General features: G+C 65.9%; 13 protein-coding genes and 1 riboswitch. Of the genes, 5 read left to right on the forward strand and 8 right to left on the reverse strand.

Annotation, left to right across the window (positions count from 1 at the left end; translation table 11 throughout):
* Positions 1–972: LacI family DNA-binding transcriptional regulator (locus tag ACZ1A1_RS23335; protein ID WP_463621789.1), on the reverse strand; the 972-nt coding region annotated here is incomplete at its 3' end.
* Positions 973–1,077: 105 nt separating this feature from the next.
* A complete protein-coding gene (locus ACZ1A1_RS23340; RefSeq protein ID WP_463621790.1) occupies positions 1,078–2,184 on the reverse strand; it encodes a 2'-deoxycytidine 5'-triphosphate deaminase in 1,107 nt (368 codons plus the stop codon).
* A gap of 79 nt (positions 2,185–2,263) precedes the next feature.
* Positions 2,264–2,342: riboswitch (SAM riboswitch) on the forward strand.
* Positions 2,343–2,386: 44 nt separating this feature from the next.
* Here ACZ1A1_RS23340 and ACZ1A1_RS23345 point away from each other — a divergent pair.
* The gene (locus ACZ1A1_RS23345) at positions 2,387–3,571 is read left to right on the forward strand and encodes an O-succinylhomoserine sulfhydrylase (RefSeq protein ID WP_415215205.1); all 1,185 of its coding nucleotides are present in this window, start codon (positions 2,387–2,389) and stop codon (positions 3,569–3,571) included.
* A gap of 327 nt (positions 3,572–3,898) precedes the next feature.
* Positions 3,899–4,291: a Co2+/Mg2+ efflux protein ApaG gene (gene apaG, locus ACZ1A1_RS23350; protein WP_160788108.1), complete on the forward strand. Its 393-nt coding sequence runs from the start codon at positions 3,899–3,901 to the stop codon at positions 4,289–4,291.
* Positions 4,292–4,430: 139 nt separating this feature from the next.
* On the opposite strand, the gene ACZ1A1_RS23355 is transcribed toward apaG, so the two are convergent.
* From ACZ1A1_RS23355 to ACZ1A1_RS23365, 3 genes are all read right to left on the reverse strand, one after another.
* A complete protein-coding gene (locus ACZ1A1_RS23355) occupies positions 4,431–5,423 on the reverse strand; it encodes an Hsp33 family molecular chaperone (protein WP_463621856.1) in 993 nt (330 codons plus the stop codon).
* A 192-nt stretch (positions 5,424–5,615) separates the two neighbouring features.
* Positions 5,616–6,527: an ornithine carbamoyltransferase gene (gene argF / locus ACZ1A1_RS23360; protein ID WP_463621791.1), complete on the reverse strand. Its 912-nt coding sequence runs from the start codon at positions 6,525–6,527 to the stop codon at positions 5,616–5,618.
* 25 nt (positions 6,528–6,552) lie between these two features.
* On the reverse strand, positions 6,553–7,746 hold the full coding sequence (locus ACZ1A1_RS23365) for an acetylornithine transaminase (RefSeq protein WP_463621792.1): 1,194 nt from the start codon (positions 7,744–7,746) through the stop codon (positions 6,553–6,555).
* Positions 7,747–8,171: 425 nt separating this feature from the next.
* Between ACZ1A1_RS23365 and ACZ1A1_RS23370 the strand changes: the two genes are divergently transcribed.
* Entirely contained in the window at positions 8,172–8,711 is a 540-nt protein-coding gene (locus ACZ1A1_RS23370) for a GcrA family cell cycle regulator (RefSeq protein ID WP_313194655.1), read from the forward strand.
* A gap of 114 nt (positions 8,712–8,825) precedes the next feature.
* On the opposite strand, the gene ACZ1A1_RS23375 is transcribed toward ACZ1A1_RS23370, so the two are convergent.
* From ACZ1A1_RS23375 to ACZ1A1_RS23385, 3 genes are all read right to left on the reverse strand, one after another.
* The gene (locus tag ACZ1A1_RS23375; RefSeq protein ID WP_463621793.1) at positions 8,826–9,755 is read right to left on the reverse strand and encodes a carbohydrate kinase family protein; all 930 of its coding nucleotides are present in this window, start codon (positions 9,753–9,755) and stop codon (positions 8,826–8,828) included.
* 64 nt (positions 9,756–9,819) lie between these two features.
* Entirely contained in the window at positions 9,820–10,518 is a 699-nt protein-coding gene (locus ACZ1A1_RS23380; protein WP_463621794.1) for an orotate phosphoribosyltransferase, read from the reverse strand.
* Between the two features lie 140 nt (positions 10,519–10,658).
* Complete coding sequence (locus tag ACZ1A1_RS23385) at positions 10,659–11,135, reverse strand: DoxX family protein (protein ID WP_463621857.1); 477 nt, start codon at positions 11,133–11,135, stop codon at positions 10,659–10,661.
* A gap of 145 nt (positions 11,136–11,280) precedes the next feature.
* On the opposite strand from ACZ1A1_RS23385, the gene ACZ1A1_RS23390 reads away from it, so the two are divergent.
* Together ACZ1A1_RS23390 and ACZ1A1_RS23395 are read left to right on the forward strand one after the other, a co-directional pair.
* Positions 11,281–11,466, forward strand: a complete 186-nt coding sequence (locus ACZ1A1_RS23390) for a hypothetical protein (protein WP_463621795.1) — start codon at positions 11,281–11,283, stop codon at positions 11,464–11,466.
* A 116-nt stretch (positions 11,467–11,582) separates the two neighbouring features.
* The gene (locus ACZ1A1_RS23395) at positions 11,583–12,287 is read left to right on the forward strand and encodes a Crp/Fnr family transcriptional regulator (protein WP_463621796.1); all 705 of its coding nucleotides are present in this window, start codon (positions 11,583–11,585) and stop codon (positions 12,285–12,287) included.
* Position 12,288 lies beyond the last annotated feature (1 nt).

The raw sequence follows: 12,288 nt of genomic DNA on the forward strand, positions 1-12,288 counted from the left end.
TAGCGCCTCGGGGGGCTCGCCTTCCATGCGGCGCAGGATGTATCGGCCGAGCAGTTCGCTCGGCTCGTGGATCGGCAGGTAGTAGGTGGTGATCGGCGGGGCGAAGTATTGGCTGACATTGAGGTCGTCGGTCGCGTTGATCACGGCGTCGCGGCCGTGGACGAGGCCGCGCTCGTGGAAGCCGGAGAAGGCGCCGAGGGCCGAGGCTTCGTTGGCGCAGATATAGGCGGTCGGCGAGTTCGGCAGGGCGGACATGGCAAGGACGTTCTCGCGGCCGAAGGCGGGCGTCAGGTGGCCGTGGGCGACGAGGGCGGGGTCGAAGGGGAGCCCGGCGGCTTTGAGAGCCTCGCGGTAGGCGGCAAGGCGGGTGATGGCGTAGCTGAGTTCGGCCATGGGGTTGACGAGGGCGATGCGGCGGTGGCCGCGTTCGGCGAGGCGGGCGACGGAGTGGCGGATCATCCGCGCGTTGTCGGCGTCGACGAAGGCGTGCGGGGCATTGTGCAGCGTGATGCCGTAGGTGACGAAGGGGAAGTCCGCCTCCTGCATGATGCGCACGCGCGGATCGTCCGCGCGGGTGCCGGAGACGATGATGCCGTCGGCCTTCTTCAAGGAGACGATCTGGCGGATGGTGGCGAGGCTCTCCTCGAAATTGCGCACGGCATAGAGCGAGACGCGGTAGGGGCTATCCTCCAGCGCCCAGGAGATGCCGCTGAGAAGCTGGGCGTATTCGACGCCCTCCCATTCGTTCTGCTTGGGGCCGGGCGCGGTCATGATGGCGGCGACCTGGTAGGTCCTGCCGGTGCGAAGCTGCACGCCATGCATGTTGAGCTGGTAGCCGACGCGCTTTGCGACGGCCACCACGATGGCGCGCGTTTCCGGCCGCACCTGCGGGCTGTCGTTCAGCGCCTTCGACACGGTGGCGATCGAAAGGCCCGTCTCCTGCGCGATGGTCTTGATCGTAGGTCTTGGCATCGCGTCCCGCCTGGCTCGTCTTCCCTCGCCTCGCGCGAAGGCCATTAAACGTCTATCGCACGATAAAAACGTTTAACTTTATTGTAAAGGGCGAAAAGACCGGCCTCAACCGGCGCGGAAATGCTTGGAGAGCTTGAGGCCCTGCGCCTGGTAGTTGGAGCCGAGGCCGGAGCCGTAGAGCCCTGCCGGCGCCTCCAGCATATGCTCGTAGACGAGGCGGCCGACGATCTGGCCATGCTCCAGGATGAAGGGCACCTCGTGGCTGCGCACCTCCAGCACCGCGCGGCTGCCGGAGCCGCCGGCGGGGGCGTGGCCGAAGCCGGGATCGAAGAAGCCGGCATAGTGCACGCGGAACTCGCCGACGAGCGGGTCGAAGGGCGTCATCTCGGCGGCGTAGAGCGGCGGGACATGCACGGCCTCGCGCGAGACGAGGATGTAGAACTCGTCCGGATCGAGGATCAGCTCGTTGCGGCCGCGGCTGAACAGCGGCTCCCAGAAATCGAAGATATCGTGCTGGTTCTTGCGGTCGACATCGACGACCGAGGTGTGGTGCTTGCCGCGATAGCCGATGAGGCCGTCCGGGCCGGTGCCCTTGAGGTCGATGGAAAGCGCGATGCCGCCGCCGGAAACGTTCGGCGTCTCGCTGGCGACGAGCGTGTCCGAGGCATGCAGCGCCAGCAGCTCGCTTTCGCCGAGCAGGGCATTGCCGCTGCGGAAGCGGATCTGCGACAGGCGCGAGCCGCGGCGCACGACGATGGGGAAGGTGCGCGGCGAGATTTCCAGATAGAGCGGGCCGGAATAGCCGGCGGGGATCTTGTCGAATTCCTGCGCGCGGTCGGTGATGACACGGGTGAAGATATCGAGGCGTCCGGTGGAGCTCTTGGGGTTCGCTGAGGCGGCGAGGTCCGCCGGCAGGTCGAGGCTTTCCATCAGCGGGACGATGTAGACGCAGCCGGTTTCCAGCACCGCGCCCTCGGAAAGGTCGATGACGTGCAGTTGCAGCCGGTCGAGCTTGTCGGCGACGAGATGGGAGGGGCCCGGCAGGAAGCTGGCGCGCACGCGAAAGGCCTTCGCGCCGAGGCGAAGGTCGAGGCTTGCCGGCTGGATCTGGTCGTCGTCCAGCGCCGCCTCGCTCTTCAGCCTGCCGCTTTCGAACAAGCCGCGAATGGCGTTGTCCGCCAGAATGCCCGTGCTGCGCGTCGCAGAAGCCATGGTCGTACCGTCCCTCTCAGAGGGCTCGCACAAAACCAAATGCCGGCAATTGACGCAAGCGCGGGGCCGCAGTATTAGCAGATTATCCCGTGGTGATTTGGCCGGCCGGCTTGCAGCCACGTAAAACAAGTAGCTAAAAAGGCCGGGTATTCAAACCGGCCTGCTTTCGCGGCCGGTTTTTTTGTTTGAAGGCGACGATCACATGAGCAAGTCCTGGCGCCCGGCCACCCAACTCGTTCACGGCGGAACCACCCGCTCCCAGCATGGCGAAACCGCGGAAGCGATCTTCCTGACGCAAGGCTTCGTCTACGACACCTCGGCGGCGGCCGAAGCCCGCTTCAAGGGAGAGACGGACGGCTTCATCTACGCCCGCTATGCGAGCCCCACCAACGACATGTTCGAAAAGCGCATGTGCCTCTTGGAAGGCGCGGAAGACGCCCGTGCCACCGCCTCCGGCATGGCCGCCGTCACCGCCGCCATCCTCTGCCAGCTGAAAGCCGGCGACCATATCGTCGCGGCCCGCGCGCTCTTCGGCTCCTGCCGCTGGGTGGTCGAGACGCTGGCGCCGAAATACGGCATCGAATGCACGCTGGTCGACGGCCGCGACCTTGCCAACTGGGAAAAGGCGATCCGGAAGAATACCAAGGTGTTCTTCCTCGAAAGCCCGACCAACCCGACGCTGGAAGTGGTCGACATTGCCGGCGTGGCGAAGCTCGCCAACCAGATCGGCGCGAAGGTCGTGGTCGACAATGTCTTCGCGACCCCGCTCTTCCAGAAGCCGCTGGAACTCGGCGCGCATATCGTCGTCTATTCGGCCACCAAGCATATCGACGGGCAGGGCCGGTGCCTTGGCGGCGTCGTGCTCTCCGACAAGGAGTGGATCGCCGAGCACCTGCAGGATTATTTCCGCCACACCGGCCCCGCCATGTCGCCGTTCAATGCCTGGACGCTGCTGAAAGGCATCGAGACGCTGCCGCTGCGCGTCAGGCAGCAGACGGAGAATGCGAGCCGCCTCGCCGATTTCCTCGCCGACCAGAGCCAAGTCGCCCGCGTGATCTACCCCGGCCGCAAGGACCATCCGCAGGCGGACATCATCGCCCGGCAGATGTCGGGCGGCTCGACGCTCGTCTGCTTCGAGCTGAAGGGCGGCAAGGACGCGGCCTTCGCGCTGCAGGATGCACTGGAGGTGGTGAAGATCTCCAACAATCTCGGCGACGCCAAGAGCCTCATCACCCATCCCGCCACGACGACGCACAAGAACCTGACGGACGAGGCCCGCGCCGAACTCGGCATCTCGCCCGGCACCGTGCGCTTCTCCGCCGGCATCGAGGACAGCGAGGACCTGCTGGAGGATTTCGCGCGGGCGCTTTCCAGGGTCGGGGCGTAAAAACCCACACGCACATCAGAACGACAGGAGGCACCGGCATGCGCGCGGCGCCTTCTTCATGCCGGGGGAAGCGACAGCCTCTCCTCCGCCATGGTCGGACCTGAACCGACCATCCATGCCAAAAGACATGGCGTGCATGGGGCGTGGATTCCCGGGGCGAGCCCTGAGATGACCGTGGTGGGTGTGGCTCCCCTCTCCTCCGTCACGGAGAGGGTTCAGTTCCCCACGCTTCGAACGCATCGAGGCGCTCCGCGCCCCCCTCGCATGTTCTTGACGAAGCCACATTCCTGTAGAATAGCTGAACCTAATAAATTCCAAGGCATTCCCATGTATCGTGCGCTGACCCGCGACATCGAAGTGACCGTAGAGCCATATTATCTGGCCGATCAGTCCGATCCCGACGACAGCCGCTATGTCTGGGGATACCGCGTCGTCATCTCCAACCATTCCGACGTCGCGGTGCGGCTGATGACGCGCTACTGGCACATCACCGACCAGAACGGACAGGTGGACGAGGTCAACGGGCCGGGCGTCATCGGCGAGCAGCCGGTGCTGCGGCCGGGCGATACCTACGAGTATTCCTCCGGCTGCCCGCTGGAGACGCCGTCGGGCATCATGTTCGGGCGATATCGCATGGAGGCTGAGACGGGCGAGGCTTTCGACGTCGCCATCCCGGCATTCTCGCTGGATACGCCGGGGCAGGTGCGCACGCTGAATTAAAGGCCCCCTCTGCCTGCCTTCTCCCCCACAAGGGGGGGGAGAAGGCAGGCGGCTTGCTCATCGTTCAAAATGGAATGCAAAGGGTGCGGCAGGTTAAGTCCCTCCCCCTTGCGGGGAGGGATTTAGGGAGGGGTCTTCCCTACTGCGGCAGGACTTCCGCCGCCTCGAAGCGATAGGTCGTCGAGCAGAACTCGCAGGTCACCGCGATCTCGCCCTTGTCGTCCGCCGTATGGGCGATCTCCTCGGCGCTGAGGCCGGCAAGGACCCCTTTCAGCTTCTCGCGCGAGCAGGAGCAGCGGTCGAAGACCTGCTGCGGCTGGTAGACGCGCACGCCGCGCTCGTGGAAGAGGCGGTAGAGCAGCCGCTCGGTGCCGACATTGGGATCGGTCAGCTCGTCGGCGTCGATCGTCTCGACCATGGTCTTGGCTTCCGCCCAGTTGTCGTCGTCGTCGATCCTGTCGCCGGCCTCGTCGCCGTCGCCGCCGGGAAGATCGGCCTGGCGCATGCGCTCCGGCGAGGACGGCAGGAACTGCGCGACCATGCCGCCCGCGCGCCAGCGATGGCGGGCCTTGCCGGCCTCGTCGCGGTCGTAGAGCTCCGCGACGCCGAGGCGCACCTTGGTCGGAATCTGTTCCGACTGGCGGAAATAGACGCCGGCGATCTCTTCCAGCGTGTGGCCGTCGAGCGGAACGATGCCCTGGTAGCGCTGAGTATGCGCGCCCTGATCGATGGTGAAGGCGAGGATGCCCTTGCCGAGCAGCTCGTGCGGCTCCGTTCGGCCTTCGGCGACGGCGGCCTCCAGCGCGGCCTCGTCGAAGCGGGCATAGGCGCGCACGTTCTCCGGCGCGGAGAAGTCGGCGACGAGCAGGTCGACGGGGCCGTCGCCCTTGGTCTGGACGATCAGCTTGCCTTCGAATTTCAGCGAGGTGCCGAGCAGCACGGTGAGCGTGATCGCCTCGGCCAGAAGGCGGGCGACGGGCGCGGGGTAATCGTGCCGCCCGAGAATGCCGTCGAGCATCGGGCCGAGCTGCACGGCCCTGCCGCGCACATCGAGGCCTTCCACCTGGAACGGCAGGACATGATCGTCGCCGGCAAAGCCGGGCTCACCGAGTTTCAGGGCGTTTTCAGCCATCATCGTTCTGCTCCTTGCACGCCGCCGCGCCGCGGGCCTTGCGCCCCGCCACGTCCGACAGCGTCTATCGTGATTTCGCGCTCCTGCCGCCCGATCATTCCATACCGGGCGGGCAAGCGCCAGAGACGACGCCTTCCGGCGCCGGGTGTCGGCACCTAGATCGTGCGTGCCCTCACATATTTCAAGGCCGCGTCAGACGGCGCCGAAGCACCAGGCAAGGATCGACTTCTGCGCATGCAGGCGGTTCTCCGCCTCGTCGAAGACCACGGACTGCGGGCCGTCGATCACCTCGTCGGTCACTTCCTCGCCGCGATGGGCGGGCAGGCAGTGCATGAAGAGCGCATCCTTGTCGGCGCGCGCCATGAGCTGCTTGTTGACCTGGTAGGGCTGGAAGATGTTGTGGCCGCGGGCGCGATGCTCCTGGTTCATCGAGACCCAGCAATCGGTGACGATGAGATCGGAGCCATCGGCGATGGCTTCCGGGTCATGGCCGAGTAGGATATTGCCGCCATTGTCGCGCGCCCAGTTGAGGATCTTGTCATCCGGCTCGGAGCCCATCGGCACGGCCATCTTCATCGTGTAGCCGAAGCGGGCGGAGCCCTCGACGAAGGAGTGCAGCACGTTGTTGCCGTCGCCCATCCAGGAGAAGGTCTTGCCCTTGGCCGGGCCTCGATGCTCCTCGAAGGTCATGATGTCGGCCATGATCTGGCAGGGATGGGTGAGGTCCGTCAGGGCGTTGATGACTGGCACGGTGGCGTGCTCGGCAAGCTCCAGCAGGCGCGCATGATCGGTCGTGCGGATCATGATGGCGTCGACATAGCGCGACAGGACCTTGGCCGTGTCGCCGATGGTCTCGGCGCGACCGAGCTGCATTTCCGTGCCCGACAGGAACAGCGTCTCGCCGCCGAGCTGGCGCATGCCGACGTCGAAGGAGACGCGGGTTCGGGTGGAGGGCTTCTCGAAGATCATCGCCAGCATCTTGCCGGCGAGCGGCTTTGCCTCCGTGCCGGCCTTGCTGGCGGCCTTGCGGCTGTGCGCGTCGTCCATGATGACGCGGAGATCGCTTTCCGAAACGGCGGAAAGATCGAGAAAATGCTTGGCCATGATGTGTCCTGTCTGTCCCAGTCCCTTAAGCGGCCTTCACGGCCGCCGTCAGCTTTTCTGCCGCCCGCTCGATGCGGGCGAGCCCCTCGCGCGCCTCGTCCGCCGTGACGACCAGCGGCGGCAGCAGGCGCAGCACGTTGTCGCCGGCCGGCACGGCGAGCAGGTTTTCCGCCCGCACGGCCTTGAGCAGGTCGGCGACCGGAACCTTCGCCTTGATGCCGAGCATCAGGCCCTCGCCGCGGATATCCTCGATGACCTCGGGGAAGCGGTCCTTCAGCGCCGCGAGCCCCTGGCGGAAGACCAGCGCGACGTCGCGCACATGCTGGAGGAAGCCGTCCTCGAGGACGACGTCGAGCACCGCATTGCCGACCGCCATGGCGAGCGGGTTGCCGCCATAGGTCGAGCCATGCGTGCCGGCGACCATGCCGGCGGCAGCCTCGTTCGTGGCAAGGCAGGCGCCGAGCGGGAAACCACCGCCGATGCCCTTGGCGATGGCCATGATGTCGGGCGCGACGCCCGCGCTCTCATGGGCGAAGAGGCGGCCGGTGCGGCCGACGCCCGTCTGCACCTCGTCGAGGATGAGCAGCAGGCCGTATTCGTCGCAGAGCCGGCGCAGCTCCTGCATGAATTCCTTCGGCACGGGGCGAAGGCCCCCCTCGCCCTGCACGGGCTCGATGAGGATCGCCGCCGTCTCCTCGGTGATCGCATCCCTGACGGCCGCGATGTCGCCGAAGGGCAGCTTCAGGAAGCCCGGGGCCTTGGGGCCGAAGCCCTCGATATATTTCTCCTGCCCGCCGGCCGCGATGGTGGCGATGGTGCGGCCGTGGAAGGCGCCCTCGAAGGTGAGGATATGGTACTTGCCGGGATGGCCCTTGGCGAAGTGGTAGCGCCGCGCCGTCTTGATGGCGCATTCCAGCGCCTCGGCGCCCGAATTGGTGAAGAACACCTTGTCGGCGAAGGTCACCTCCGTCAGCCGGCGGCCGAGGCTTTCCTGACCCGGGATCTCGTAGAGGTTCGACAGGTGCCAGACCTTGTCGGCCTGATCCTTCAGCGCGGCGACGAGATGCGGATGGGCGTGGCCCAGCGAATTGACGGCGACGCCGGCGGCGAAATCGAGATATCGCTCGCCATCCTCGGTGACGAGCCACACGCCCTCCCCGCGCGCAAACCGGAGCGGTGCACGCATATAGGTTTCATAGAGCGGCGCGGCATCGGCCATGGGGCGGATCCTCCGAAAAGAGATGCGGAAAAACGGGTCTCAGTCTTGACTTTTCCGGTCACCAGAAAAATCAAAAGCCGCCTTTCGGCGGCATGCCGCACTATCGGCATTTCCCCCCGGCCTGTCAACAAAATCGCGGGGCCGAAATGCCGCTGAACCTGCCGCAAGGTGAGGATTCACGGCACGCGCGGAAGGTGTCGCTATCGAGTCACACCCGACCAGCAAGTTGGGGAAAACTTAGAAATCGATTCGCGCCGATTCCCGCGACTCTTGTCACGGAGTCGCCCGGTCTCTAGGTTAAAGACCAATTACTAGACTGCATGCGGCGGAACTAGTCACCAAAAGAGTCAAGGCGTTCAGGTCCCGGACCCGTCCGGGGCGCGATGACGGATTCGCGCATTGCGTGCGCCGAACGGAGACGAGAGATGAACTGGACAGACGAGCGCGTCGAGAAACTCAAGAAGCTCTGGAGCGAAGGCCTGAGCGCGAGCCAGATCGCAGCCCAGCTCGGCGGCGTGAGCCGCAACGCCGTCATCGGCAAGGTGCACCGGCTGAACCTGCCGGGCCGCGCCAAGGCCGGCGGAACGCAGACCGCCTCGCGCCCGAAGCGTCCGGCAGCGGCGACCCCGCGTCCGTCGAACTTCGCCGCCCGCCCCGTCGCTGCCCGCCCGGCCGCCCGTCCCGCCGGCAACGCGCTGACCAAGGAAGAGCTCGACGCCGATTTCGACATGCAGAGCGCACAGCTTCCGGTTCCGGCCAACGGCAACAACGGCGTCGTCGTGCCGATGTCGCGCCGCCTGGAACTGACGCAGCTCACCGAGCGCACCTGCAAGTGGCCGATCGGCGACCCGCTGAACGACGACTTCCACTTCTGCGGCAACGAGTCCCCGGACAATTCGCCCTACTGCACCTACCACCAGCGCCTCGCCTACCAGCCCTCGGCCGAGCGCCGCCGGATGCGCTGATCGCGCGGATGCGAAGCGGGGCCTGGCATTGCCGGGCCGATAGATCGAAGGCCGGATCATCGTCAGATGATCCGGCCTTTTTGTTCGCGGGAAGGCTGTAGAGGCTTTGCCCTCTCAGGCAAGGCCGATTTCCTTTGCCCAGGGCGGGTTGGCACCGGCTCTGGAGACGGTGACGGCGGCGGCCTTGGCGCCGAGCGCCAGCGCCTTTGCAATCTGGTCTTCGGAGAGCCTTGCCACCTGTTGCTTGGTGAGCAGGTTCTGCATCTTCAGCGAGGCGAGCACGCCCGCATCGAAAGTGTCGCCGGCGCCGACCGTGTCGACCACCGTCACGCGCTCGCTCGGCACCGTGACCTTGTAGTCCGCCGTATAGCCGACCGCGCCTTCCGCGCCGCGCGTCACGACGACGAGCTTCGCGCCGTGGTGCAGCCAGTGGCGGGCGAGCGCATCCTCGTCGCCTTCGAGGCCGAACCAGGCGAGGTCCTCGTCGGAGAACTTCACGATGTCGGACATGGCCGCCATGCGGCGGATGCGCCCCATATGGGCGTCCTTGTCCTTGATGAAGCCGGGGCGGATGTTCGGGTCGAGCGAGATGACGCGCTTTTCGTGCTCGCGCGCCAGCAGCGCCTCGTAGGTAGAGCCGCAGGGCTCGGGAATGAGGCTGATGGCGCCGAAATGCAGCGCCTCGCAATCCTCGCCGAGAACCGGGAGTTCGGCCTCGGTGATCATGCGGCCGGCGGTGTTCTCGTCGTAGAAGGCATAGGTCGCGTGGCCGTCGACCAGCTTGACGAAGGCGACGGTGGTCGGGCGCGACAGCGTGGCGCAATAGCTGTAGTCGACGCCGCTCTCGCCCAGCGTCCGGCGCAGGATATCGCCCATCATGTCGTCGGAAAGGCCGGTGAAGAAGCCGGCCGGAACGCCGAGGCGGCCGAGCGCGATCGCAGTGTTGAAGATCGCGCCGCCCGCGTAGGGCGCATAGGCATCCTCGCCGAGCGTCGTCGTCCGCGGCAGCATGTCGATCAGCGCTTCACCACAACACAGGATCATCCGGTATCCTCCAATCGGAATTTCAATCGATTTAAACGATCGCCACCGAAAGCGCCAGCGATTTTTACGCGGTCGGCAGTTCCGCGACGCCGCCATGCCTGGCCGACCAGGCGAGCGGCGCATCGAAGAAGGCCTCGACGGAGGCGAGCGTCGCGTCGTCGAAGAGCTTTTCCTTGCGGGCGACGGCGAGCACGTCGCGCCAGGTGGCGATGTGGTGCAGCTTGACGCCGCCATTGGCATAGCGTGCCTCGGCTTCCCTGAAGATGCCGTAGTAGAAGAGCGACATGCCGTGCTCGACCACGCCGCCGGCCGCGCGGATGGCGTCGATGAAGGTGAACATGGAGCCGCCGACCGTCACGAGGTCCTCGATGACGAGGACGCGCGCGCCCTCCGCCATCACGCCCTCGATCTGGGCGTTGCGGCCATGGCCCTTCGGCTTCTTGCGCACGTAGATCATCGGCAGGCCGAGGCGGTCGGCCAGAAGCGCGGCGAAGGGAATGCCCGCCGTCTCGCCGCCGGCAATCACGTCGAAGCGCTCGAAGCCGGCATTGCGGGTGACGGTCGCAGCGGCGAAATCCATGATGGCCGAGCGGATGCGCGGATAGGAGAGCAGCTTGCGGCAGTCCATGTAGACTGGCGAGGCCATGCCGGAGGCGAGCTTGTAGGGCTCTTGCGGGCGGAAGTGCACCGCCTTGATCTCCCACAGCATGCGGGCCATCAGCTCCGCCATCACGTCTCGGTCCGGAAAGGAATTGGAAAACATCGGCATCTCCCGCATGACTGTCTTTGCCTGCGCATAGCAGCAAGAGCGGCGGCTTTCCAGCGGATGCACGGCCCCCAGGACGGAAAAACCCTCCCCGGCGGGCCGGGAAGGGTTCTGGAGGATCAGAATATGGCTGTCGTTCAGGCCGCGGCGCGGCGAGCGTCGAGCGAGATGGAGCCCGGGCCGAAGGCGGCAAGCACGAGGAAGCCGCCGGCGATCGTGATGTTCTTCCACATCATCAGGCCGTTGAAGACGGTCAGCAGGCCGTTTGCGCCTTCCGGAAAATCCGGAACGTTGATCGTGCCGCTGTGGAAGACGAGGGCGGTGAAGACGCAGAAGACGGCGAGAAGGTAGGCGGTGATCTTCGTCTGGAAGCCAACGAGGATGAAGAGGCCGGCGACCAGCTCGAAGAGGCCGGCGATGTAGGCGAGCGCGGTGGCGGCCGGGAGGCCCGCCCCGGCGATCATGCCGGCGGTGCCCGACGGATCGATCAGCTTGGGATAGCCCGACGTGATGAACATGAGGGCGAGGAGGATGCGTCCGACGAGGACGACGGCGTTCTGCGGCATGGAAAGCTCCTGAGGCTTCGGTGTTTGCGTTGGCGAGAGAGATACCAGCTTTCCCGCGTCAAACTAGTCGGGCACCTGGGAGACAGATCGTTCTCTTTTTGTGAACGATCTCCTGTTCCCGGCGGAACAGAAGCGCACCGCGCTTCATGCGAGAAGGAGGCACCCCACCTGCCCCCTCCCTCTCGGAGACGCCATGCGCCCCTTGCTTTCCGCCCTCGTCCTTGCCGCCGCCACCTTCGCCCTCACCGATCCGGGGAAGGCCGGCAATCCCGGCGAGGGCTATTACGGCCACTACCAGCAGAACTGCATCACCAAGCGCATCCGCACGGCCGATGCCTATGGCCGGATCGTCACCAAGCGGGTGCGCATCTGCCAGTAGCGCGCCGCCCGCCACCAACCGCAGGGCGTCGCTCTTTTCTGTTGCAAGCGCCAGGCGGCTGGGCGAAGATTTCCCCACGAGGCGCCCGCTCCGTCAGCGGCCGGGGGAAAGCGGTTATGAACGAGATCAACAGGAGTGCTGCGTTCTGGCGTTCCTTTCCGATTTTCGAGGGGTTCGGCAAGGAAACGATCGGCGAGGTCGCGGCCATCGCAACCTACCGCAAATGGCCGGCCGGCACCGTCATCTTCCAGCGCGGCGACGAGGGCACCTATCTCATCGCGCTCGTTTCCGGCCGCATCAAGCTCTCGCTGATCACGCCGCAGGGCAAGGAACTGTCGCTGCGCCAGTTGGAGCCCGGCGCGGTGCTCGGCGAATTGGCGATCCTCGACGGCCAGCCGCGCTCGGCCGATGCCACGGCGGCCGTCGCCACGGAAGGCTATGTGATCTCCAAGCGCGACTTCCTCGACCTCATCGCGCGCCATCCGGCCGCCGCGCAGGCCATCATCCACTATCTCTGCACCAAGCTGCGCGAGACGACGGAGCAGCTCGAGACCATCGCGCTCTACGATCTCGACGCCCGCGTCGCCCGCTTCTTCCTGGCGACGCTGCGCACCATCCACGGCGAGGAACTGCCGGACAGCGCCAATCTCCAGCTTTCGCTGAGCCAGACGGAGATCGCCGGCATCCTCGGCGCCAGCCGGCCGAAGATCAACCGCTCCATCCTGATGCTGGAAGAGGCCGGCGCCATCCGCCGCAGCGACGGCATCATCCATTGCCATGTCGGCCGGCTCTACGGCATCGCCGAGCCGGATGATGCATAGG

The organism is Shinella sp. R2-11 (assembly GCF_055330205.1).

What these genes read in the sequence shown, in the direction of transcription:
- ACZ1A1_RS23340 (WP_463621790.1), bottom strand. Translation starts at nt 2,184, where the DNA reads ATGGCTTCTGCGACGCGCAGCACGGGCATTCTGGCGGACAACGCCATT.
- ACZ1A1_RS23345 (WP_415215205.1), top strand. Translation starts at nt 2,387, where the DNA reads ATGAGCAAGTCCTGGCGCCCGGCCACCCAACTCGTTCACGGCGGAACC.
- apaG (WP_160788108.1), top strand. Translation starts at nt 3,899, where the DNA reads ATGTATCGTGCGCTGACCCGCGACATCGAAGTGACCGTAGAGCCATAT.
- ACZ1A1_RS23355 (WP_463621856.1), bottom strand. Translation starts at nt 5,423, where the DNA reads ATGGCTGAAAACGCCCTGAAACTCGGTGAGCCCGGCTTTGCCGGCGAC.
- argF (WP_463621791.1), bottom strand. Translation starts at nt 6,527, where the DNA reads ATGGCCAAGCATTTTCTCGATCTTTCCGCCGTTTCGGAAAGCGATCTC.
- ACZ1A1_RS23365 (WP_463621792.1), bottom strand. Translation starts at nt 7,746, where the DNA reads ATGGCCGATGCCGCGCCGCTCTATGAAACCTATATGCGTGCACCGCTC.
- ACZ1A1_RS23370 (WP_313194655.1), top strand. Translation starts at nt 8,172, where the DNA reads ATGAACTGGACAGACGAGCGCGTCGAGAAACTCAAGAAGCTCTGGAGC.
- ACZ1A1_RS23375 (WP_463621793.1), bottom strand. Translation starts at nt 9,755, where the DNA reads ATGATCCTGTGTTGTGGTGAAGCGCTGATCGACATGCTGCCGCGGACG.
- ACZ1A1_RS23380 (WP_463621794.1), bottom strand. Translation starts at nt 10,518, where the DNA reads ATGTTTTCCAATTCCTTTCCGGACCGAGACGTGATGGCGGAGCTGATG.
- ACZ1A1_RS23390 (WP_463621795.1), top strand. Translation starts at nt 11,281, where the DNA reads ATGCGCCCCTTGCTTTCCGCCCTCGTCCTTGCCGCCGCCACCTTCGCC.
- ACZ1A1_RS23395 (WP_463621796.1), top strand. Translation starts at nt 11,583, where the DNA reads ATGAACGAGATCAACAGGAGTGCTGCGTTCTGGCGTTCCTTTCCGATT.